The sequence below is a fragment of the Gordonibacter sp. 28C genome (assembly GCF_003339845.1).
Classification (GTDB): Bacteria; Actinomycetota; Coriobacteriia; order Coriobacteriales; family Eggerthellaceae; genus Gordonibacter.
In genome coordinates this window covers 46,591-69,495 of sequence record NZ_PPTR01000001.1, presented here as the reverse complement: position 1 = coordinate 69,495, position 22,905 = coordinate 46,591, and the positions used below count along the sequence as shown (strand labels likewise).

Genomic DNA, 22,905 nt, shown 5'->3' with positions numbered 1-22,905 from the left:
GAGTTGTGAAGCATTCGGCACGGCATGATCGTTGCCGTCAGGGTAAACACCCAAGTCGGGTGGCCGAAAATCGCAGCGGGCCACCGCAGCGGAAAGAGGGCATCGTGATATCCGAATACCCGAATATCACCAACCAGATCACCATGGTCCTGTTGTTCTGCCAGGCGGTGGAGCACGCCGCGGCCGAACAGGGGCTAAACTCGGGTCGAGAGTACCTCCTGCTCAAACGTATCGCCCGCAAAGACGGAAGCAGCGAGCGAAACATTGCGAACAGCATGAACATGCAGGTCAGCAGCGCATCGGGCATGCTCAACTTCATGGCGAGCGAAGGCATGATCCGTTTCGACCGGTCGCAAGACGACGGCAGACGAATCCGGTGCCACGTCACCGACGCCGGACTCGACCTCGTTAGCAGGTGCGAGCAATCTATCGATGAGCGCATAGATGATATCCTTGAGCCCGTCGCCGTGGGAAAGCGGAGCTTTTTGGATATGGGCATGGTTGCAACCGCTATCTCCCTTAGACGCGCAGAATGCGACGAAAGGGGCTTCAACAGGAACTCCGCCTATGCGGAAAGTTGTTTGCGATTCAGACGAAAACTCATTGAAATTACACGCTCTTTCGACAGCTCGCTGAACGGGTTTCGCTTGCTGCTGCTTTTGGGGGAATATCCTGACGGCATGCGTCCTAAAGACGCGTGTTCGCGCCTTCTGCTGAAAAAGTCGACGCTCAGCAGCGTAGCGAACACCCTGGTTCGACGAGAACTCGTAGATCGCACCGTCGACACACGGGACAAGCGAACTCAGATACTGCGAAACAGCAAGACCGGCGAGAACCTCGCAGCCAGGATCGTCGTGCCGATTGAGAACCACTTTATGTTCGGTCCGAAAAATTCCGACAAGCAAGAGCGTACCATGTACGGTCGCGTAGCCGAAGACATCGTCAACGCATGGTCGACACACTATCCATAGCCGACGGGGGAGGGGTCCTTCCTGGTTGGGAAGTCGAGCGCCCGCAAAGTTTCACGCCGACAGCGTTTGGGGCACCGCCTCAAGACGGTCGAGCAGGTGCTGTTTGGAGGCGGCTCCCGTTTTGCGGTAGATGTGCTTGACGTGGGTTTTGACCGTGTCCTCGGCGATGCCGAGCTCGGAGCCGATGCGAGCCCTGCTGCGCCCGCGCGCCAAGAGCCTGAGCACGTCGAACTCGCGCGGCGTCAAGCCGCAGGCGCCTGCGAGGGCGCAACACCGGGCATCGGCGGTATCGGTCGCGCGCATCATGCCGGCTCGCCTGCCTCGACCTTCGCGCCCGAGCGGCGATCGCGCACGGCGCGCACCACGCGAAGCACCGCGTAGGCCCCGAACACCGCCGTGTACACCGCCACGCTTATCTGCGCGGGCACGCCGCCGCGCAAGGCGGATGGCAGCAGCATGAGCAGCAAGTGCACGTACACCAGCCCGAAGAACGGATACGCCAAGAGCTGCACGCGCTTCCATGTGCTGGTCTTCATATGCTTCTTCACCACGTTGAACGAGGTGATTCCCAGCACCAGCAGCAACGCGAACAGCACCAGGGCCAACACCAGCGCAGCCAGCACGCTGCCGTCGACCCTTCCCGCAAACAAGCGAGGAGCATAGGAAACGAGGTACATGGTCATGTGGCCCAAGGACAGTATCCAAGCAACGATGGATAGCTCGGCGCGAATGGGCCGCAGCCAAGAACCCACCTTGGAATCGCGCCCGAACACGCCGATATACATGACCACCACGAACAAGGCCAAAGGAAGCATGCACTTCTGCACAAGCACAAGCAGGAGCGACCACACGGGCCTCGGCAACGGGATATACGCGCCAAGAACGAACACTCCAACCAGCGCGACAGCCAACACGTAAAACAACATCGGCCATCGCTTTATGGGAGTGCGCAGCACAAAGCAACCGAGAACCGTTGCCGCCAGAACGATAAAGAATTCCATGCGTTACCCTCGGTTCTTCCATTGGGAGACATCGGCTTCAACCATATAGAGGACGATTTTGCCCAGCGAAGCTAGCGCAGCGTACTCCTTGCCGTAGGTTTGAGCAGAACTCTCTTCTCGCGTTTTCTCCATGAAAGCCGAGAGCCAACACGACGCGTGCTCGTCCCAGAAACGAGCGATGCGATCACGCCAAACCTCGGCATCGCCATCACGCCCCTCCTGCAGAGCGGCAGCAAGACTTCCGTAGAGAAACGATAGGAACGAGAATTCGTTCCAAACGCTGTCGCTGGGCTCTCTTCGCGCGTTTTTAGGAAGCACGCCCGCCTCGCGCATGTGGCGCTCGACGTCAATCGTGCGTGCCGAGCGGAACAACGAGGGCGCTCCTTGATGGTTTTCCGCAGTATAGCGAAACGCGGCCTCGTACGGCCATACCGGTACGTCGTTTCCGGGGGTTAGGAACATAATAGTGTTCCCTTTGCGCAAAACTTCGATGAGCTCGGCGGCGTCCGTGCGAGCGAAATCGGTCAAGGCCGCCGAAGCTTGTCCAAGAGCCGTTTCCCCAGCATCGGCATCCAGCAGGCAAGCGAGAGCATCATCCATAAACAGTCCGCTTGACAAGGCGTTTGCCAGATCCTCATCGGGAAAAGCAAAGGCCGCCGACATAAGCTCGCATGAATCCGCCATGCCTATCGCATGAAGCAAAACGTCCTCGTTCACGTGACCCTCCTCGTCTGCCTTCTTTACCGAATCATCAGCTAGCCATCCCAGTTGAGCGAGGCAGGTCGAAGGGCCCGCAGAGCGCAGGGGCCCTTCGACCGCAGTTGCCGCACTTTGCACAGATGGGCAGATGAACAGCCGGCTTAACGAATGTAGCTGACCTTCGGGCTCGTTCCATCCTCTTCTTGCAGAAGCGTGGCCTCGCGGCTCGCAAGGTACTTCGAAACGTCGGACTCGGGGTCGTCGAGATCGCCCCAATAGCGAGCGCGAGCGGGGCATAGCTGCATGCAAGCGGGAACCTCTCCCCGATCGATGAGGTTATGGCAGAACGTGCATTTCTCCACCGTGCCCACCTTATGCGTGGGAGCATCGAACTCACCCACGACAACGTCGAGGTAGTATTCGGGCTCACTGCTGATCAAGGTGCGAACGCCCTCGTAGGGACAAGCTTTGATGCAAGACTCGCAACCGATGCACAGCTCGTTGTCGACCCAGACGATGCCGTCGTCGCGTTGCTGTGTTGCGCCCGTAGGACATACAGCGAGGCACGCCGGCTTATCGCAGTGCTGGCACTGCATTGGCAGGAAATCCAGCGTGCAATCGGGGTAGGATCCCGCAGCGCAATCGTTGCTTGTTCCTCCAACGGTGAGCACGCGATTGTACACCAGGTCTTTCGGCAGATTGTTGGCCACTTTGCATGCTGCGGCGCATGTTTGGCAGCCGTAGCAGCGGGTCATGTCGATAGCCATTCCGTAACGCGTCATGATCAACCACGCTCCCTACATCTTCTCTATCGCGACGGCCACGTCGTTGAACGCCTGGTTCGCACACACCTGGTTGTATTCCCTTGAAGGAAGGCTTGCGTAGTGTCCGTCGATGAAATCGTCTATCTGCCAGCTTCGGGCAGAGCTGATCATCTTGCGCGGAAGACCCGCGTTGATGGCGACCTTCATGACAACGAAACCTTGATCGTTGGAAAGCCTCACGATGTCGCCTTCGGCAATGCCCATCTCGGCCGCGTCATCGGGGTTGATGCGCACGATAGGCTCAGGCTCGTACTCCTTCACGTATTCGCAGTCCCACCATTGCGTGTGGGTATGGGTGCGCATATGCTCCGAAAGCAGATGATACGGATAGGTGGCGCGGTATTCGCGATCCTCGCCCGCAAACGTAGGCGTTTCCCAATGCAAACCGCGCTCGATGGATTCGTCGACTTCCTTGGCGGACACGTAAGCGCGCTTCACCGTATCCTGATACAGGTTGATGCGACCGGTTTCGGTTCCGAACACCTCGGCGGAGGCAATCTTGTCGCCTTCAGGGTAAATGCGGGCCGCCTTGTCGTTCTTGAGTTTCTCCACCGTGCAGCCTACGCTCTTCCAGTATTCGGAATCGAGCAGCGTTTCGAGGTACTCCTCTTCGGAAATGTCCCAGAATTCGCCTTTGCCCATCTTCTCGCACAGCAATTTGAATATCTGAAAATCGGGCTTGGCTTCGCCGAGAGGTTCGACGCATTTATCCTGCCAAAGCAGATAGGGGTGGGTGGAAAACAAGAATCCCAGATCCACCTGCTCGAACCAGTGTGCAGAAGGCAGGACGATATCGGCATGCTTGCACGTTTCCGTCATGCACATGTCGGCTACGACCACGAATTCGAGCTTGTCGAACCAGCCGGTGGTGTAATCGTGATCGCACATGGTGACCACCGGATTCGAACAGTGGATGTAGGCGCTCTTGATGGCGAGGTCCTCGCCCAAGAACTTGCCTGTGTCGAGAACATCTTGGATCTGCACGGTATGAATGAGATTGGCTTGCCCAGGACACGGTTTGCCCGAGGCGTCGGTGGGGCTGCATGCCTCTTTGCTATTCGAATAGAGCATCTGCGGAAGATATTCTTCTGATTGGCCGATAGCCGCTCCCGGCTTGCCCGCATTGCCCGTAAGCAGGGAAACCAGGTACACGGGCCATGCGCTGTAGTGGCCGTTGCGGTAATGGTTCATGCCCATCATGATCTCAGTGGTAACAGGACCATCCTCATGATATATACGGGCAAGCTCTCGCACATGATCTTCCGTGAGGCCGCAGACCGAGGCCGCCGTTGCCGGCGGGTACTCGGAAATGTAACCCATGGCGTTTTCGTACACCGTCTGCACCTTGACGCCGTTGACGTCGGGGACCCCCTCAAGGGCAGGCGTGGTCGTCTCGCTGAAAGCGACCGCTTTGCCAGCCGCCTCGTCCCACACTGCCGGCGGATCGACGACGGTAGGCTCTCCGGTCAGCGGGTTGGGGTCGCCCTTGGTGGGCTCCACTCCCAAATCGCTCATGCGCAGAAACGCGCCGTCCTCCTTGATGAGAAGACCGCAGTTCGTTTTGCCGCGCAACGTGCCTTGGTCTATCCATCCGTTTTCCAGCAGCACGTTCAGCACGCCCAGGGCCAAAGCGCCGTCGGTGCCCGCTTTGATGGGAACCCACCAATCGGCCTTCGAGACGGTAGCGTTGTAGACGGGATCGATGACGACGAACCGCGTTCCGTTCTCCTTGGCCTCCAAGAAGAAGTGCATGGTGTGCATGAGGGAAATGGTGGGGTTATTGCCCCAGATAATCTGGGTTTTGGCATTTTTGCGATCCGTGAGCTCGTTGGCCAGGTCGATGCCTCCCGTGGCGCGCGAGCTGCCGAAGCCCACGGCTGCGTCGACGTCGAGACTGCAGTACGAGCAGCCCATGACGTTTACGAAGCGCTGGTACGCACCCACGCTGTTGCAAGATCCGCTGAGAGCCGCGTAGTTGCCAGAGCCCAGGAAGAACATGATGGAGGTGGGTCCGTATTGCTCGGTGTATCCCTTCCATTTTTCGGCAATGGTGTCGAGGGCTTCGTCCCAGCTGATGCGCTCGAAGTCACCGGACCCGCGCTCGCCTACGCGTTTCATGGGGTACATAACGCGGTTGGCGCCGTACATGCGCCCGACATGGGTGAGCCCCTTCGTGCAAATACGGTTGTATTGAGGATCGGGCATATCGCGCGCCGACGTGCGCACCACTTGCCCGTCGCGCACATGCACGTTTAGGAAGCATCCCCCGCCGCAGTTGCCGCGGCACGTTCCGGAGAAAATTTGATCAGACGATTCAACGGCTGCCGGATCCGCTTTGTCCTTGTCATCCGTTTTTGGACTGCAACCCACCAGTGCGCCGGCGGCGGTCAAGGCCGCGGCCCCCTTGATAAAGCTTCTGCGTGAGAACCCGCGCGATGTTGCTGTCTCGGTCATGCGATGCTCCTCTCTCCCTTTTGCCGATGTTGCCGGACGAGTTGCCTGCTGCGCGCCCCGTCCGACAGCTCGAATGGCCTTGCCTGCGGAGGAGCGGGGAGGGAAGGTGTACCGCCCCCGCACGGCAAGGTTCGAAAAGCCATTCGTTCCCCCAGCTTTTCGTTGCATCTCACTCTATAAAGCTTTAGGGCTAATTACGATAAACCGGCAATAAGATTTGGATTAAGTAGTTGTTAACCCAATATTAATGATCGGTTAGCACAGCATTTTGCGCACCGATGCGAGGGCGTTTATGCGCTTTTCCGAAAGGTAGTCGCCGCGAGAGGTCGGCACCCGTGCAACTAAAGGCATCCACCCACATGGAAAGCCTCACAGAGCATCGGTCATCTTGTAACCAACCCGCTGCACGGTAAGCAGGTATTTCGGCTCGGAGGGGTTCTCCTCTATCTTCTCGCGGATCTTGCGCACGAACACGGTGATGCTGTTCGTCTTCACGTCCGCCTCGCCCTTGCCCCAGATGTACTCCTGAATCTGGTTGCGCGTGAACACCTTGCCGGGGTTCGACGCCAGAAACGCCACGATCTCGAACTCCTTCGTGGTGAGCGTCACGGGTTCGCCGCCCACCAGCACTTGATACTCGTCGAAATGCACTTCCAATTCGCCGATGCGCGCCACGCCCTCGCGGTTGCAGCAGCGCGCGAACTCGATGGTGTCCTTATGCCGGCGGATGTTCGCCTCGATGCGAAGCAACAGCTCGGTGGCGTTGAAGGGCTTGGTGACGTAGTCGTCGCCGCCCGCCTTGAAGCCGATGCTCTTGTCCACGATGTCGCATTTCGCCGAAAGGAAGATGATGGGAATGCGCCGTCCTTCCTCGCGAATACGGTGGCACAGGTCGAACCCGTTGATGCCGGGCAGCATGACGTCGAGCAGCAGCAGGTCGGGCTTCTCGTCGGCCAGAATCGCCAAACCGCTCTCCCCGTCCTTCGCACCGCAGAATTCGTAGCCGTTCTGCACGAGCAGCTTTTCGATGGCCTCGTGCAGATTGTCCTCGTCGTCTATGAGCATGACCTTGTACATGTCGCATTCCCCCTTCGGGCGCATGCGCCGCCGCGTGCGCTCCTCCCTTTAGCCGACTATCGCGTCGGACGGTATGATGATCGTGAACGTGCTTCCCTGTCCCAGCTCGCTTTCCACCGACACCGAGAAACCCTGCACGACCGCGTACTCGCGCACGAGCGCCAGTCCCAGGCCGCTGCCGTTGTACTTGCGCGTGGACGTGCTGTCCACCTGGAAGAACCGTTCGAATATGCGCTCGTGGTCCTCGGGCGCGATGCCGATGCCGTTGTCGATCATACGCAAGCGAACGTCGCCGTCCCCTCCCACGTCCACGCGCAGCTCCACGGTGCCGCCGTCGGGCGTGAACTTGATGGCGTTGCTGGCAAGGTTCTCCAGCATGCGCTGCGTCTTCTCGAAATCGCCGTTCACCAGCGGCACGTCGGACGCCACGCGCGTGCGGAACGCCACCTCGTACTTCTGGGCGAGCGGCGTCATGGTTCCTCTCACCGAGGACACGATGTCGCCCAAATCCATAGGCTCGCACGCCGTGCGGATGCTGCCCGCGTCGGAGCGGGCGATATCGAGCATGTCGTTGATCATGGCCAGCAGGATCTGGCTGTTCTTCTCGATCTCCTCCCATGAGTGGCGCTCGCTCTCGCGCTCGGGCGGGCACGCTTCGCGGGATATCTGCGCGAACGTGATGATGGACGTGAGCGGCGTGCGCAACTCGTGGTTCACCATGGACAGCAGGTCGGACTTGAACTGCGTCTCCTTCGCAAGATCGCCGTTGAGGCGCTCCAAGATGTCGCGCTGCCGCTCGAGCGCGGCGTTCGCCTTTCGCAGTTCGTCCGTGCGGTTCGCCACCTGCTCTTCCAAGTGGTCGTAAATCGTATGGAGCTCCGCCGCCGTGCTGTTGAATCGCTCGATGAGCCGGCTGATCTCCCGAGCGGCCTGCGCATCGTCCAACGACACGGCCAACCTGCCTTCGCCCATGTCGGCGAAAGCGAGCTTCATGCGGTCGAGCGGGCGGAACACGAAGAACGTGGTCACCGCGTACACCACGGCGCCGATGAGCAGCGTGATGAACAGGAAGTACGCCACGTCGCGCACCACGTTGTCGCGCATGGCCTGCTGTTGTTGGTCAAGCGGGATGACGATGCTGATGGCACCGCCCACGGAATCGAGCGTCCAGCCTTCCTTCGCCTTGCCGGTGATGTCGATCTCGCCCGCCGGCTCTCCATGGCATTCCAAGCAGCTCTTGTCCACCTCGAGCGCCTGCGCGTAGCGGAACCGCTCGACCCCTTGGAAGTCGGTCACCCCGTAGTGCTCCGTGACCGCGGCGTCGGCGTTGAACTTCTCGAGCGCCTTCGCCTCGAACTCGTCGGGCTCGTCTTGGATGTTGCGCGGATCGAAGTTGGTGTAGCGTATGGTGTAGTCGCTGCCCTTCGAGAACAGCGCGCCCACGCTCTTGCCCACCTTCGAGCAGTGCAAGCCCTTGAACTCGTACGTCCCGTCCTCCGCTGTGTTGATAACCGGCTGCGAGTTGTCCATGAACTGCCAAACGGCGTCCATCTCACGTGCGAACGTGCGGGCCTCCTCCAACATGGCCGCTTCGGTCTGCCGTTGCTGCGAGTGCAGGTCGAACAGCACGAACATGAGGAACGACACGGCGAACACCGCTGAAAGCGCGACCAGGTAGATGGTCTTCAAGCTGACTTTTTTCATATCTCCCCCAGCGGACCGCGGCCAAGCAGCCGCCCCTCCCCGCTCGCGCAGACTTTATCACGAAAGAGAGGGATACGCAAAAAGGTCAGTGATTCGAATCGACGCTTAGCGCCTCTTCCTCCGTGCGTTGCCTCCGCGCGGTTTGCCGCTGTTGGACGCCTTTTCGCCGCGCATGCGGCGAGCCTCCTCGCGACGCTCCTTCACCTGCACGGTCTCCTGTCGCAACGCTTGGTAAGAAGCGAAGCGCGCCTTGCTTAGCTCGCCGGACTCCACGGCGGCGCGCACGGCGCAGCCGGGTTCGTCCACATGGCGGCAATCGCGGAAGCGGCAGTTCTCGGCTATTCCCTCCACGTCGGAGAACGCGGCCTCGATGCCCGCGTCGGCGTCCCACAAGCCCAGCCCGCGCACGCCGGGCATGTCGACCACGTAGCCGCCTCCCGGAACGCCGATCATCTCGCGGCTCACCGTGGTGTGGCGGCCCTTGCCGTCGCCTTCGCGCACCTCGGCCGTCTCCTGCACCTCGTCGCCCACCAGCAGGTTCACCAGGCTCGACTTTCCCACGCCGCTCTTCCCGATGAACACCGCCGTGGTGCCCGGCGGCACGAGAGCGCGCACGGCCTCCACGCTGGCAGGGTCCTCGGCCGACACGACGACGGTTTCCGCAGTAGGGCCGGCCAAGTCGTGCACGCGGTCCCGCACGGACCGCACGGCCTCGTCGCTCTCGGCGAGATCGGCCTTCGTCAGCACCACCGACACGTCGGCGCCCGTCTCGTAAGCCAGCACGAGCTCGCGCTCGAGGCGCTTGAAGTTCATGTCGGAAAGCGGCTGGGCCACGAGCACGCGGTCGAAGTTGGCGGCCAGCACCTGGGGAAGCGCCCGTTCCGTAGGGTCCTTGCGAACGAACTCCCGCGAGCGCGGGCAGATGCGCTCGATGATACCCTTGTCGTGGCCTTCGGGAGCGTCCACCTCCACGAAATCGCCGATGACGGCGCGCATCCGCTCGCCCTTCACCAGTGCCGTAGCGTGTTCGCAGCGCACCAGCCGCCCCTCGTCCGTCCGCACGAGCGGATACCCCCGGTCCAACTTGACAACCTGTCCCTGCATCAGCGCTGCCGTTCCCTCAAATAGTAGAACACGCCCAAAAGCACCAAACCAAGCGCTGCGGCAACGGCACCCGGGATGAACGCGTTCACGTCGAACGCGTCCTCATGGAGTTTGCCTTTCTCCACCACCGTCACGATGTCGGCATGCAGGTCCGTGAGCCCCTCGTGCTCCGCGCACACCAGATGAAACGTACCGCGCACCTGAAGCCTCGTGCCCGTGGTGCCGTACTTTCCGTAGGTGTCGATCTTCGCGGCCTGTTCAGCGGTCATGTACACGGACACCGTGGCGTCAGAGTCTTTTTCGATGGCCATGAGCGTGATCCACCGATGCCGGCCGTCCATGCCTTCACGGATGCTATCGCCGACAACTTCGCCCACCACCTGCACGGTTTGATTGTCGTAGTACGCGTCGGCTTCGCCCAGGGCTGCGATGGACGTGTCGTAAATGAACGAGCTGTCGGGCCGCTGCTGGGGGTTTACCAGGTTCTCGTCATCGTCCGCAAACGCCGCAGGGGGAGAAAGCGCAACCACCACGAACGCGGCCACCACGAACGCGGCCAACATCCAGCCCGCACGGTGCAGGCGGAAGACGACGCGAGGGTCGCCGTGGGCTTTCGTCATTCTGTCGAGCGTCGCTCTCACCGCGCTGCCCTCTCCCGCTCGTGAGGCGCACGGCGGCGCGGCTTGAACGACACGAATATCTCCACGATGAGCGCCAGCAGCGTCACGAACTCCAAACGGCCGGCCCACATCTGCATGATGTAGAACACTTCCAAGGTGGCCGGCATGCCGGGCGAGGCCAAAGCCGAGGACACGCCGCCGTTCGACGCCATGGAAATCGATTCGAAGACGGCCTGCGTGGCATCGTAGCCATGCGCGATGCCCACGAGCGCTCCGACGACGTAGGTGAGCGCGTACAGCGTGAACACCGTCATGGCCTCCTTCACCACCTCGGGGGTGATCATACGGCGGCCGACGTGGTTGTACGCCACCACCACGCGCGCCGAGTCGGGCGCAAGCGCTTCCTTGATGGTGGCCACGATGGATTTCGCGATAATGCCCATGCGGCTGAACTTCACGCCGCCCGACGTGGACCCGCCGCTGCCGCCTACGGCCATGAGGATGGCCACCACCAGAAACGCGCCCGACGACAAGGCGCCGGTGAGCTGGTTCGTGGTGATGTTCTGGAAGCCGGTGGTGGAGAATGCCGAGACGATCATGAACGCGCCGCGCCTGAGCATGGCCGGCAGGTCCGAGAAGTTCAAGCTTGCGGACAACGAAGCCGCGAACACGCACGTCATCACGGACAACCACAGCACCATGGTGCGTATTTCCAGGTCGCGGAAGAACACGGCGACGTGGCCCTTCCACAGTTCGGAATGCAGCACGAAGTTGATGGAGCCCAGCAGCATGAGAAGCATAAGCACCACCTCGATAGGAAACGAGTGGTAGTACATGATGCTTTGGCTCATGGGAGCGAAACCGCCCGTCATGAACCCTGAGACGGACAGCCAAAACGATTGAAGCACCGCACGCAGCGGTTCCATGCCGATGGTCAAGCACATGACGGAGAGAACGGCCGTGGCCGCGATGATGAAGCCCATGCCGATCTTCGCGATGAACTGCGTGGTTTGCACGACGTTGGGCACGACGTGCTCGCTTCGTCCCTCCGACGAGTACAGGCTCGCGCCGGAGCGCTTGCCGAACAGTCCGAACGACAGCGCCACCACGATAAGGCCAAAGCCGCCCAGCAGATGCATCATGAAGCGCCACATATTGTCGGCGTACGACAGGTGGTCGAGGTCGATGATGACGCTCGCGCCGGTGGTCGTTATGCCGGACACGCCGTCGAACAGCGCGTCGAGGTAGCTGGCGTAGTGGCCCGACATGAACAGCGGGATGCTGGCCACGAACGCGAGGACGATCCACGCGAAGCCCGTGACGGCCAACGCCTGCTGGCGGCCGAGCCGACCCGGTTCGATGCGCAGGAAGCGCAGCCCCGATCCTAAAATGAGCGAAATACCGATGGTGAGCAGGTAATGCGTGGCGGGAACCCACTCGCCGCACGCGATGGCCGTGACCAGCGGCACGAGCAGCGCGACGGTGGAGAACAGCACGAGCACGCCCAGATAGTGCCCGATGACGCGTATGTCATAGAGGGAGAATCGCTGCCACATGACCTATCTCCGTCGAAGGTCGCCGCGCAGCGCAACCCGGCAGTCCGTATTCATCCCGCCACGACCCGCACCAAGATGATGAGCGTCCACAGCAGCAGCAGGAAGCACACGAGAAACAGCAGCACGATGCCATACCCGATCAGCGGGGTTGCGAGACGTTGCCGTATGCTCTGCTTCGAAGTGCGCATGCCGGTATTCTAGTACAAAAGACCCGCGCGCGATACGCCCGGCACGGCAACAGCGCGAAACGTTTGATGGTGCGAGGACGCAGCTACGGGCGATCGGGGCTCTCCTCACGTTCCTAAACGGAGGTGACGAGAAGAAAAACGGCCCGCAAGAATTGCGGGCCGTTTGGTCGAATCGGATGCTATTGCTCCAACAGCAGGTCGTCGAGGGCGGTGGCGTCGAGCTCCAACGGTTGCTCAACCTTGCACTCGTAGTTGCCGTCGACATCGATGTCGATGAGCACGTGGCTGCGGTCGCGCAGGTTGCCTTCCACCACCTTCTGGGCGATGCGGTCCACGATCTCCTTCTGAATGAGGCGCTTGAGCGGACGGGCACCGAAGATGGGGTCGTAACCGTCGATGGACAGGTGCTCCATAGCCGCCGGGGTCACGTCGAGCGTGACGCGGCGGTCGGCCAGGCGATCGCGCACCTCTTCGAGCTGAAGGTCCACGATGGGCTCGATGTTCGTCATGTTCAGCGCGTTGAACACCACCACGTCGTCGATGCGGTTGATGAACTCGGGCCGGAACGTCGCGCGCAGGGCGCCGTCGATGGCCTGCTTCATGGCCTTCTCGTCGTTGTGCTCGGCGAACTCGCGGATGAACTGCGAGCCCACGTTGCTCGTCATGATGATGATGGCGTTCTTGAACGACACCACGCGGCCCTGGCCGTCGGTCAGGCGGCCGTCGTCCAGCACCTGCAGCAGGATGTTGAACACGTCCGGGTGCGCCTTCTCGATCTCGTCCAGCAGGATGACGCTGTACGGCTTGCGGCGCACGGCCTCGGTGAGCTGGCCGCCCTCGTCGTAGCCCACGTATCCCGGAGGCGCGCCGATGAGGCGCTGCACGCTGAACTTCTCCATGTACTCGGACATGTCGATGCGCACCATGGCCTTCTCGCTGTCGAACAGGTACTCCGCGAGCGCCTTCGCCAGCTCCGTCTTGCCCACGCCCGTGGGGCCCAGGAACAGGAACGAGCCGATGGGGCGGTCGGGGTCGGAAAGCCCCGCGCGGTTGCGCCGGATGGCACCGGCCACCGAGGACACGGCCTCGTCCTGGCCCACCACGCGCTCGTGCAGCTTCTCTTCCAAGTCGACCAGCTTCGCCATCTCGCCCTGCATCATCTTCTGCACGGGAATGCCCGTCCACGTGGACACGACCTCGGCGATCTCGTCGTCAGACACCTCTTCTTTCAAGATGGCGCCGTCCTGCTGCTTCACGTTGAGCGCCTCTTCGGCGTCGTGGAGGCGGCGCTGCAGCTCGGGAATGCGGGCGTAGCGGATCTCGGACGCCTTCACCAGGTCGCCCTCGCGGGTGGCGCGCTCTTCCTCGAGCTGGGCTCCTTCAAGCTCGGACTTGAGGGCCTGCACGTTCTCGATGACGTCCTTCTCGTTCTGCCACTCCGCCTTGCGCTTGTCCAAATCCTCCTGGGCTGCGGCGATGTCGCGGCGCAGGGCTTCAAGGCGCTCCTTGGACGCCTCGTCGCTCTCCTTCATGAGAGCCTGCTCCTCTATCTGCATCTGGGTGAGCTTGCGGTCGGCGGCGTCCACCTCCTCCGGCATGGAGTCGATCTCGATGCGCAGGCGGCTGGCGGCCTCGTCCATAAGGTCGATGGCCTTGTCGGGCAGGAAGCGGTCGGATATGTAGCGGTTCGAGAGCTCGGCCGCGGCCACGATGGCGGCGTCGGTGATGCGCACGCCGTGGTGGATCTCGTACTTCTCCTTCAAACCGCGCAGGATGGCGATGGTGTCCTCCACCGTGGGCTCGGTCACCAGCACGGGCTGGAAACGGCGCTCCAAGGCGGCGTCCTTCTCGATGTACTTGCGGTACTCGTCGAGCGTGGTGGCGCCGATGGCGTGCAGCTCGCCGCGCGCGAGGGCGGGCTTGAGCATGTTGCCGGCGTCCATGGAGCTGTCGCCGGTGGAGCCGGCGCCCACGATGGTGTGCAGCTCGTCGATGAACAGGATGATCTGCCCCTCGCTCTGCCTCACCTCGCGCAGCACCGCCTTCAAGCGGTCCTCGAACTCGCCGCGGTACTTCGCGCCGGCCACCATGGAGGCCAAATCGAGCGCCACGATGTCGCGGTCCTTGAGCGACGAGGGCACGTCGCCGGCCACGATGCGCTGGGCCAGGCCTTCGACGATGGCCGTCTTGCCGGTGCCGGGCTCGCCGATGAGCACGGGGTTGTTCTTCGTGCGGCGGCTGAGCACCTGGATGGTGCGGCGGATCTCCTCGGCGCGGCCGATGACCGGGTCGAGCTTGCCCTCGCGAGCCTGCTGGGTGAGGTTCTGGCCGTACTGCTCCAAGGCCTCGAACTGCACCTTGTTCTGCTGGTCGGTCACGCGCGTGTCGCCGCGCAGTTCGTCGTAGGCCGCTTCGATGGTCTTGCGCGTCACGCCGGCCACGTTGAGGATCTTGCCCGCCGCGCCCTTGTCCTCGGAAAGGGCGATGAGCAGATGCTCGCTCGTGGCGTAGCTGTCGCCCAGCTTCTCGGCGATCTTCACGGCATTGTCGATCACGTTCATGAGCGCCGGGCCCGGCACGCCGCTCATCATCATGCCGCCGCTGGCGCTCACCTTCGGCATGTGCAGTATCTCGTCGTCCACGTTGGCAAGCAGCTGGAACGGCTCGGCGCCGATGCGCTTGATGATGGCGGACAGGTTGTTCTCCTTCGACTCCAGCAGGGCCTTCAACATGTGGATGGGCTCCGCTTGAGAAGCTTCCGCTTCGGAGGCGATGGTGATGGTTTGCTGCAGGGCCTCCTGCGCGGTAAGGGCCAATTTGTTCAGATTGCCCATGTTCATATAACGTTCCTCCTTCGCTTTCGTCCAATGGCAAAAGCCGAGAATGCAGTGGTTACGGTAAGCGCCGCAGGGCCGTGGTTATGTCGGACGCGCGCACGAGGGAGTTCACGCTTTCGCGCGTTTCCAGCTCGTGCACGCGGTCGGCCAAGCGGCGCACGCGTTTGTGCAGGTCGTCCAACTCGGTGTCGCGCTCGTCCAGGCGACCCTGAAGGTCGAGGATGCGGATGACGCCGGCCAGGTTGATGCCCTCGCCGGTGAGCTCGTTGATAAGCTCGAGCCGCTCGATGTCGGCCTGCGAGTACATGCGCGTGTTGCCGCTCGTGCGCTGCGGCGTGACGAGGCCCTTTTGCTCGTAGGTGCGCAGCGTCTGCGGATGCACGCCGGCGAGCTGGGCCGCCACGCTTATCATGTAGAGCGGCCGGTTGCGGTCGTTCCGATCGTTCATTGCCAGCTCCTCACGTCGTCCGTCGTGGCCGCCAGGAAGTCCTCCATGGCCTTCTTCTGGCCGTCGTTCATGCTCTTCGGCACCTGCACGTCTATCTTCACCTTCAAGTCGCCCGAGCCCTCGCCCTTCACGCGCGGGGCGCCCTTGCCCTTGATGTTGAGCACGGTCTCGTCCTGCGTGCCGGCGGGCACCTTCACGCGCACCTTCGTGCCGTCGGGCGCGGGCACCACGATGCTGGCGCCCAAGGCCGCCTCGGCAACGGTCACGGGGACGTTCACCTCCACGTCGGCGCCCTTGCGGGCGTAATAGGGATGCTCTTCGATCTTCGTCGTGATAAGCAGGTCGCCCGCCGCGCCGCCGTTCTCGCCGGGGCCGCCCTTGCCCTTGAAGCGCAGCCGGCCGCCGTCCACGGCGCCGGCCGGGATCTTAACGGTGAGCGTTTCCTTGTCGGCTCTGCCGGGAACGCGCACGGTCACCAGCTTCTCGGCACCCTGATAAGCTTCGTCGAACGATACGTTCAGCGTCACGTTCATGTCCTGGCCCTTGCGCGGGCGCGGCTGACGTGCGCCGCCCCCGAAGCCCGACATGTCTCCGAAGTCCCAATCGCTGCCGAAGGCGCCGTCGCCGTGGCGGATGCTCTCCAGGATGTCGGCCCAACTGCCGAACCCGCCGCCTCCGCCGCCGAAGATGTCCTCGACGTTCACGTTGCCGCCACCGCCCCATCCGTGCGGGATCTGGTTCTCGTTCGCGGTTCCGTACTGGTCGTACAGCTTGCGCTTCTTTTCGTCGGACAGAACCTCGTAGGCTTCGTTGAGCTCCTTGAACTTCGCCTCGTCGCCGCCGGTGTCGGGATGGTGCGTGCGGGCGAGCTTGCGGAACGCCTTCTTTATCTCGTCGGCCGTGGCCGTGCGTGGAACGCCCAGCGTCTTGTAATAGTCGGGAGTCGCCGCCATGCGCTCCACCTCCTTTACTCTCATGAAGCAGAAGCGGGCCTTATATCCGCCCGCTTCCGCCTGCCTCTATTTCTTATCGTTTCCGCCCTCGTCAGGCGTCTTTTCGCGTTTCGGACCTCCGCTGGTCACGGTCACCATGGCTGGTCGCAAGACCTTCGATCCCATCTTGTAACCTTTCTGGTAAACCTCGGCCACCGTCTCGTCGGGAACGCCGGCGTCGTCGACCGTCGCAACGGCTTGCGCCTCGAGCGCGTCGAACGCCTCGCCCTGCGGGTCGATGATCTCCACGCCGTCCTTCTTAAGCACGTCGACCATCTTCGTATGCACGGCGCTCACGCCGTCCAGCAGGCCCTGCTCGCCGTTCTTCGTCGCGTAGTCGATGGTTCGCTCGAAGTCGTCCAGCACGGGAAGCAGGCTCGACACCAGCTTCTCGGCGGCGCGGGCTTTCTCCATCTCGCGCTGCTCCGTGGTTCGGCGGCGGTACGTGTCCCACTCGGCATGCAGCCGAAGGAACTTGTCCTGCCACTCCGCGGCCTCGGCCTTCGCGGCAGCCACCTGCTCGCTGTCGGTCGGCTGGGCATCCATCGGCTCGCCTTCGAGAGCGGCTTCCGCCTCGGCTACGATGCGCTCGGCGTCGCTGCCCGCGGCCGGCCCGTTCGGGTCGGCCGCCTGGGCGGTGGCGCCGGGCTCAGAGGAGGGGGAAGAGGAGCCGGCGCCCGTGTCTGCGGGGTTCGCGGAAGGCCGAGGCTCCTCGGCCCCTCCGCGCGTGTCTTCGATAGGGATGTTCTTGCCTTCGCCGCGCGGCGAGCGCCCCGGCGAGGGTGTGCTCGGCTTGGCCATGGCGTTACTTCCCTTCCTTGCCGTCGTTCTCGTCGACGACCTCGTAATCGGCCTCGATGGTGTCGTCGGCAGGAGCCGTCTCGGCGGCGGCAGCGGCGGCGCCGTCGGCCGCGCCCTGCGTGGAGTACACGACCTCGGCCAGCTTGTAGCCCGCCTGCTGCATCTTCTCGGTGGCAGCCTTGATGGCGTCCAGGTCGGAACCCTCGAGCGCGCTCTTGGCCTCGGTGATGGCCTCCTGCGCGGCGCTCTTCACGTCCTCGGGGGCCTTGTCGCCCACCTCGGCGAGCGTCTGCTCGGTGGCGTTCACCAGAGCGTCGGCGTTGTTGCGGATCTCGACCTCTTCCTTGCGCTTCTTGTCTTCCTCGGCATGCTGCTCGGCGTCCTTCACCATGCGCTCGACCTCGTCGTCGTTCAACGCGGTGGAGCCGGAGATGGTGATCTGCTGCTGCTTGCCGGTGCCCAGGTCCTTCGCCGACACGTTCACGATGCCGTTGGCGTCGATGTCGAACGTGACCTCGATTTGCGGCACGCCGCGGCGCGCGGCCGGGATGCCGGTGAGCTGGAACTTGCCCAGCGTCTTGTTGTCGGCGGCCATCTGGCGCTCGCCTTGCAGCACGTGCACCTCGACGGACGTCTGGTTGTCGGCGGCCGTGGAGTAGATCTCGGTCTTGCGCGTGGGGATGGTGGTGTTGCGGTCGATCATCTTCGTCATGACGCCGCCCATGGTCTCCACGCCCAGCGACAGCGGGGTCACGTCGAGCAGCAGGATGCCCTCGACGTCGCCGGCCAAAACGCCGCCCTGGACAGCCGCACCCATGGCCACGACCTCGTCGGGGTTCACGGACATGTTCGGCTCTTTGCCGGTGAGCTTCTTCACGATGTCCTGCACGGCGGGCATGCGGGTGGAGCCGCCCACGAGGATGACCTCGTCGATGTCGCCGGCCGCCAGGCCCGCGTCCTTGAGCGCCTGCTCGACGGGCTTCTTCACGCGGTCGAGCAGGTCCTTCGTGATGCGCTCGAACTCGGCGCGCGTCAGCGTGTAGTCCAGGTGCTTCGGGCCGGAGGCGTCGGCCGTGATGAACGGCAGGTTGATGTTGGCCTGCGTGGTGGAGGACAGCTCCATCTTCGCCTTCTCGGCAGCTTCCTTCAAACGCTGCAGGGCCATCTTGTCCTGACGCAGGTCGATGCCGTTCTCGGCCTTGAACTTGTCGGCCAGCCAGTCGATGATGCGCTGGTCCCAGTCGTCGCCGCCCAGGTGGTTGTCGCCCGCGGTGGCCGCGACCTCGAACACGCCGTCGCCCAGCTCGAGCACCGACACGTCGAACGTGCCGCCGCCCAGGTCGAACACGAGGATCTTCTCGTCCTTGTTCGTCTTGTCAAGGCCGTAGGCCAGCGCCGCCGCGGTGGGCTCGTTGATGATGCGGAGCACTTCGAGGCCCGCGATCTTGCCGGCGTCCTTCGTGGCCTGGCGCTGCGCGTCGTTGAAGTACGCGGGCACCGTGATGACGGCCTGCGTCACCGGGGTGCCGAGCTGCTTCTCGGCGTCGTTCTTCAGCTTCTGCAGCACCATGGCGGAGATTTCCTCCGGGGTGTAGTCCTTGCCGTCGATGTCGACGACCGCGCGGCCGTCCTTGCCCTTCTGCAGCTTGTAGCTCACGGTCTTGCGCTCTTCCGGCGTCTCGTCGTACGAGCGGCCGATGAAGCGCTTCACGGAGGACACGGTGTTCTCCGGGTTGGTGACCGCCTGGTTCTTCGCGGCCTTGCCGACGACGCGCTCGCCGTCCTTGCGGAAACCTTCCACGGACGGCGTGGTGCGGTCGCCTTCCGCGTTCACGAGAATTTCGGGCTCGGAGCCCTCCATGACCGCCATGGCGGAGTTCGTGGTGCCCAAGTCGATGCCGAGAATCTTAGCCATTATCCTGTTCCTCTCTGTTGGAGTTGTTACCTAGTTTTTTGTCGTGCTCTGAGGTTCGTTTTCTATGCAAAGAGGCGCGCCGGGGCGCACCTTTCGCCGTCCGAACATCGGGCGACGGCGTTGACCTCTTTGCCGCTCAATCTTCTTTCGACGTTTTGCACTATATAATCTAAGTCTCTCGTTGTCAAGTTATTTCACATATCCATGTAGATGTTTTGTAACAATCAAAACTATACTCATGCAGAAGGGGCGTGGGCGGCACGATGGCGAGCGTTACGCCTTCTGCATGCGTTCGTTTACCGCACGACTCCCGAACGGTTTCTATGTGTGCGACGGATGAAGAAACGAGCCATCGGATCACGTGGGGGTGAATAGAACTTTGATGAAAAGGAGCCGTGCGTTTCACGTGAAACATGCGTACGCCATTCGAGCGGGCGCAGTTCCTGTGCTTCGTGCCGAGCTTCGTCTATCGCACCTCGACCTTCGTCTTTAGACGTCCTGAAGGACTTCGCATACCATTTTTTGAATTTCGACTTTTGGATAATGAAAAAGCTAGCTTCTGTTTCGGCGACGGTTGCAAAATCACGATCGTCCGCACATCGCAGGTGCCGTCGAAAACGCGAAGAGCCCCCGCTCTTTTTGGGAGCGGGGGCTCTTCGGCCGTTTCGGTTTCGCAGGATGTCCTGCAAGGCGCGTTAGTCTTCGACGACCTCCGGGATGGCGCCCATGGGGCACTCCTCGACGCAGTCGCCGCATGCGATGCAAGCGTCCTCGTTCACGACGTCGGCCGTGCCGGCAACCACTTCGAGCACTTCCTGCGGGCAGGCGTCAACGCAAATACCGCAGCCAATGCACTCATCGGCATCGATAACCGGGTGAGACATGTCATTCTCCTTCTCGTCCGAAAAACCCGCGGAAACACGGGTAACTTCCCCAAAAACTTACTGCCCGCAAGATACCATGGTTCCCTGCAAATGCAAGAAAAAACGACGATTTTTCAGGGTGCGGTATAAAAATGTTCACCAGCTAGTCGCGGGCCACCTGCAAGAGCGGGCTGAGAGCCTTTGAAACGAGCTAGCAAATCCTCGGCAGCTGCTCGCCCACGAGCATGTCCAAAATGCGCGTGCCGCCGAACGCCGTGCGCAGGAACACCTTCGAACCGCGCTCGGGCTGCGAGGCGGCCACCTCGCCGATGACGGCGGCGTCGGCGCCGTAACGATTGGCGCGCATGGCGGCCAGCGCGGCGTCGGCCTCTTCGGCGGCAACCACGCACACCATCTTGCCCTCGTTCGCCACCTGCAGCGGGTCGTAGCCCAACATCTCGCAGGCCCCCAGCACGGCCGGCTTCACCGGCACGGCGTCCTCGTCGACGGTGATGTCGGTACCCGACTGCGCGGCCAGCTCGTTCAACGTGGAGGCCAGACCGCCGCGCGTGGGATCGCGGAAGCAGCGCGTATGCGGCGCGGCCGCCAGCACGTCGGCGATAAGGTGGTTGAGCGGGGCGGCGTCGCTTTCCAAGTCGGACGAGAACGACAGCGACTCGCGGCAGCTCATGATGGTGATGCCGTGGTCGCCCAACGTGCCGGTGACGAGCACCTTGTCGCCGGGGCGGCACTGGGCACCGCCCAACTCCACACCCGGGGCGAGCGTGCCCACTCCGCTCGTGTTGACGAACACGCCGTCGCCGTGGCCGCGGTTCACCACCTTCGTGTCGCCCGTGACGAGCGCGACGCCCGCCTCGCGCGCGCATTCGGCCATGGAAGCGCAGATGCGCTTGAGGTCGTCGATGGGAAAGCCCTCTTCCAGGATGAAGCCGCAGCTGAGGTAGCGCGGAGTGGCGCCGCTCGTGGCCACGTCGTTCACCGTGCCGCACACGGCCAAGCGGCCGATGTCGCCTCCCGGGAAGAAATGGGGCGTCACCACGAAGCTGTCGGTGGAAAACGCCAACCGCTCGCCCGGGGCGGGCGTCGGCAGCACCGCGGCGTCGTCGCCGCGCAGAAGCTCGTCGCCCGCATAGGCGGCGAAGAACACGTCGTCGATGATGCGCTTCATCATCGTACCGCCGCTGCCGTGGCCGAGCATGACCGTGGTGTCCATATTGCTCCAATCTTTTAACGTACGTTAGCGCCAAGTTGTCGTCCTGAGCGAGCGAAGCCGCCATGTTGTCATCCTGAGCGAGCGAAGCATTCGACAGTCCGGTGGACTGTCGAACTCCCGAGCACGCGAAGCGAGCGCAGGGAGGCCCCGCGAAGCGGGGACGAAGGATCCCGTGCGGCGACAGCGGGAAGCTCTACTGCTGTCGCCGCACGGGATCCTTTCGACTCCGGCGCTTCGCGCCTCCGCTCAGGATGACAACCTAGGACGTTCGCTCAGGACGATTCCACATCTATATATGTTGTCCGGTGGTGGTGACCACCAGACGGCCGTTCTTCACGCCCTTCGTGCCAAGGATGAGGTTCGCTATGTCCTGCACGAGGCCCGTCTCGCCGCGGAGCACGATGACTTCGAGGCAGTTGTGCTGGTCGAGGTGCACGTGCATGGAAGACACGATGGAGTCGAGGTATTCGTGCTGGATGGCGTGCAGCTTTTCCTGCAGGTCGCTGGCGTGGTGGCTGAACACGATGGTGAGCGTGCCCATGACCTCCGTGCCCGGCGTCGCGCACTCTTCCTCCACGAGCGCGTCGCGCACGAGGTCGCGCACCACTTCGCTGCGATTCTTCGCCAAGCCGCGACGCGCGACGAGCCGATCGAATCGCACGAGCAGATCCTCGGGCATCGCCACCGAAAATCGCATGAGGTCGTTGCTCATGAACGCTGCCTAGACCAGGTTGACGGTAACGTTGCTGGCGGCGTCGGCATCGTCTTCCAGCGCGTCTTTCGCCTCGTCGAGCAGGGCGCGCACGTCGTCGAGCATCGCTTGGGCGGCATGCATCTTCTCGGACACGGTGGCGAAGCCGGCGTCGCCCGCCATGTGCCCTAGCGTGTGCGCCCAGCGGCGCTCCAGCTTCACATGGTCGTCGATCTGTTCGATCATCTGCTCGAACTGCCCGGTGTTCACTCCGTTGGTGCACATAAGCTGCCTCCTGTATCGTTTTACGGCGGGCGCCGAGGCGCGCATCGCCGTTTCCGTTCGTTCTTGTTATCATGATCGTTATACGTGGAAAGTCCGGCGACTGCAAGGCACAGTGTGAAAATTTCCGCAAAAGGTAACATGTACGAGGCGACGCTCGAAGAGACGCGGGAGCTGTTCGCGCCCTACCTCGAGGGCGCACGCTCCGGCACGGTGTGCATCGTGGCGATGCGGGCGCTTGGCGACGAGGCGCGAAGGGCCCTTGAGAGCTCGGCGTCGGCGTTGGGATACGGCCACGCATGCTGCACGTACGCCATCTTGCACCCGGAAGGCGCCGATGGAGATGCGGCGCTCGACGGCCAGGCGCTGTTCCTGTTGGTGGAAGGACTGGACCCGCTGGTCGTTATCGCTGCGGACGCCGTGGCGTCTCGGGCGCTCGGCGGAGCGTACCGGCAAGACGTCCCCGTCGACGCGCCCTGCCGCCTGTTCGGCCGCGACGCCGTGGCGTTCGCGTCGTTCGAGAGCATGTTGGGCGACGCGCAAAGCAAACAGGCCGCATGGGCTCTGCTGAAGAAGCTGCCGAGGTTCGGCGAGCGCTAGCTTAGGGCCCGCGGCAGGTTGACCGTAGGGACAGGCCGTTGCCC

22 protein-coding genes are annotated in these 22,905 nt (G+C 62.6%); 2 read left to right on the top strand and 20 right to left on the bottom strand.

The features are described 5' to 3' along the window. Nucleotides 1-104 precede the first annotated feature (104 nt). On the top strand, nucleotides 105-971 hold the full coding sequence (locus C1878_RS00335) for a MarR family transcriptional regulator (protein WP_158539633.1): 867 nt from the start codon (nucleotides 105-107) through the stop codon (nucleotides 969-971). Between the two features lie 51 nt (nucleotides 972-1,022). Here C1878_RS00335 and C1878_RS00330 read toward each other — a convergent pair whose 3' ends face one another. The 20 genes from C1878_RS00330 to C1878_RS00240 all read right to left on the bottom strand — a co-directional run bounded on the left by C1878_RS00330 (nucleotide 1,023) and on the right by C1878_RS00240 (nucleotide 22,264). Further along, nucleotides 1,023-1,277 carry a response regulator transcription factor gene (locus C1878_RS00330; protein ID WP_114599737.1) on the bottom strand — a complete coding sequence of 85 codons (255 nt, stop codon included), beginning with the start codon at nucleotides 1,275-1,277 and terminating at the stop codon, nucleotides 1,023-1,025. Then, nucleotides 1,274-1,972, bottom strand: a complete 699-nt coding sequence (locus tag C1878_RS00325) for a hypothetical protein (protein ID WP_114599736.1) — start codon at nucleotides 1,970-1,972, stop codon at nucleotides 1,274-1,276. The genes C1878_RS00330 and C1878_RS00325 overlap by 4 nt, the downstream gene beginning before the upstream one ends. Nucleotides 1,973-1,975: 3 nt before the next feature. Next, on the bottom strand, nucleotides 1,976-2,689 hold the full coding sequence (locus tag C1878_RS00320) for a molecular chaperone (RefSeq protein WP_114599735.1): 714 nt from the start codon (nucleotides 2,687-2,689) through the stop codon (nucleotides 1,976-1,978). 143 nt (nucleotides 2,690-2,832) lie between these two features. Next, nucleotides 2,833-3,453 (bottom strand): 4Fe-4S dicluster domain-containing protein, encoded by a 621-nt coding sequence (locus C1878_RS00315; protein WP_114600089.1) that lies wholly within the window; start codon nucleotides 3,451-3,453, stop codon nucleotides 2,833-2,835. 15 nt (nucleotides 3,454-3,468) lie between these two features. After that, nucleotides 3,469-5,949, bottom strand: a complete 2,481-nt coding sequence (locus tag C1878_RS00310; RefSeq protein ID WP_158539632.1) for a molybdopterin-dependent oxidoreductase — start codon at nucleotides 5,947-5,949, stop codon at nucleotides 3,469-3,471. Nucleotides 5,950-6,318: 369 nt separating this feature from the next. Continuing rightward, nucleotides 6,319-7,026 carry a response regulator transcription factor gene (locus tag C1878_RS00305; protein ID WP_114600088.1) on the bottom strand — a complete coding sequence of 236 codons (708 nt, stop codon included), beginning with the start codon at nucleotides 7,024-7,026 and terminating at the stop codon, nucleotides 6,319-6,321. A gap of 48 nt (nucleotides 7,027-7,074) precedes the next feature. Beyond that, nucleotides 7,075-8,730 carry a DUF3365 domain-containing protein gene (locus C1878_RS00300; protein ID WP_114599733.1) on the bottom strand — a complete coding sequence of 552 codons (1,656 nt, stop codon included), beginning with the start codon at nucleotides 8,728-8,730 and terminating at the stop codon, nucleotides 7,075-7,077. Between the two features lie 105 nt (nucleotides 8,731-8,835). Next, a complete protein-coding gene (gene rsgA / locus C1878_RS00295; protein WP_199519255.1) occupies nucleotides 8,836-9,834 on the bottom strand; it encodes a ribosome small subunit-dependent GTPase A in 999 nt (332 codons plus the stop codon). Continuing rightward, nucleotides 9,834-10,475, bottom strand: coding sequence for a hydrolase (locus C1878_RS00290; RefSeq protein WP_147272876.1), 642 nt, complete (start codon nucleotides 10,473-10,475; stop codon nucleotides 9,834-9,836). The genes rsgA and C1878_RS00290 overlap by 1 nt, the downstream gene beginning before the upstream one ends. Then, nucleotides 10,472-12,010, bottom strand: coding sequence for a TrkH family potassium uptake protein (locus tag C1878_RS00285; protein ID WP_114599730.1), 1,539 nt, complete (start codon nucleotides 12,008-12,010; stop codon nucleotides 10,472-10,474). Before C1878_RS00285 ends, C1878_RS00290 begins: the two co-directional genes overlap by 4 nt. A 50-nt stretch (nucleotides 12,011-12,060) precedes the next feature. Continuing rightward, on the bottom strand, nucleotides 12,061-12,198 hold the full coding sequence (locus tag C1878_RS16660) for a hypothetical protein (protein ID WP_167510306.1): 138 nt from the start codon (nucleotides 12,196-12,198) through the stop codon (nucleotides 12,061-12,063). A gap of 179 nt (nucleotides 12,199-12,377) precedes the next feature. Further along, a complete protein-coding gene (gene clpB / locus C1878_RS00280) occupies nucleotides 12,378-15,038 on the bottom strand; it encodes an ATP-dependent chaperone ClpB (RefSeq protein WP_114599729.1) in 2,661 nt (886 codons plus the stop codon). Nucleotides 15,039-15,090: 52 nt separating this feature from the next. Next, the gene (locus tag C1878_RS00275) at nucleotides 15,091-15,483 is read right to left on the bottom strand and encodes a heat shock protein transcriptional repressor HspR (RefSeq protein ID WP_080144125.1); all 393 of its coding nucleotides are present in this window, start codon (nucleotides 15,481-15,483) and stop codon (nucleotides 15,091-15,093) included. Further along, a complete protein-coding gene (locus C1878_RS00270; protein ID WP_114599728.1) occupies nucleotides 15,480-16,436 on the bottom strand; it encodes a DnaJ C-terminal domain-containing protein in 957 nt (318 codons plus the stop codon). The genes C1878_RS00275 and C1878_RS00270 overlap by 4 nt, the downstream gene beginning before the upstream one ends. Before the next feature lie 66 nt (nucleotides 16,437-16,502). After that, nucleotides 16,503-17,276 (bottom strand): nucleotide exchange factor GrpE, encoded by a 774-nt coding sequence (locus C1878_RS00265; RefSeq protein WP_114599727.1) that lies wholly within the window; start codon nucleotides 17,274-17,276, stop codon nucleotides 16,503-16,505. Nucleotides 17,277-17,280: 4 nt separating this feature from the next. Next, entirely contained in the window at nucleotides 17,281-19,191 is a 1,911-nt protein-coding gene (gene dnaK / locus C1878_RS00260; RefSeq protein WP_114599726.1) for a molecular chaperone DnaK, read from the bottom strand. Nucleotides 19,192-19,886: 695 nt separating this feature from the next. After that, nucleotides 19,887-20,075: a 4Fe-4S binding protein gene (locus tag C1878_RS00255; RefSeq protein ID WP_114599725.1), complete on the bottom strand. Its 189-nt coding sequence runs from the start codon at nucleotides 20,073-20,075 to the stop codon at nucleotides 19,887-19,889. 190 nt (nucleotides 20,076-20,265) lie between these two features. Beyond that, nucleotides 20,266-21,288 (bottom strand): hydrogenase expression/formation protein HypE, encoded by a 1,023-nt coding sequence (gene hypE, locus C1878_RS00250; protein ID WP_114599724.1) that lies wholly within the window; start codon nucleotides 21,286-21,288, stop codon nucleotides 20,266-20,268. A gap of 289 nt (nucleotides 21,289-21,577) precedes the next feature. Beyond that, nucleotides 21,578-22,000 (bottom strand): nickel-responsive transcriptional regulator NikR, encoded by a 423-nt coding sequence (gene nikR / locus C1878_RS00245; protein WP_114599723.1) that lies wholly within the window; start codon nucleotides 21,998-22,000, stop codon nucleotides 21,578-21,580. A 9-nt stretch (nucleotides 22,001-22,009) separates the two neighbouring features. After that, entirely contained in the window at nucleotides 22,010-22,264 is a 255-nt protein-coding gene (locus C1878_RS00240; protein ID WP_114599722.1) for a dynein gamma chain protein, read from the bottom strand. A 138-nt stretch (nucleotides 22,265-22,402) separates the two neighbouring features. On the opposite strand from C1878_RS00240, the gene C1878_RS00235 reads away from it, so the two are divergent. Then, entirely contained in the window at nucleotides 22,403-22,861 is a 459-nt protein-coding gene (locus C1878_RS00235) for a hypothetical protein (protein WP_199519254.1), read from the top strand. The last annotated feature ends 44 nt before the right edge of the window (nucleotides 22,862-22,905 follow it).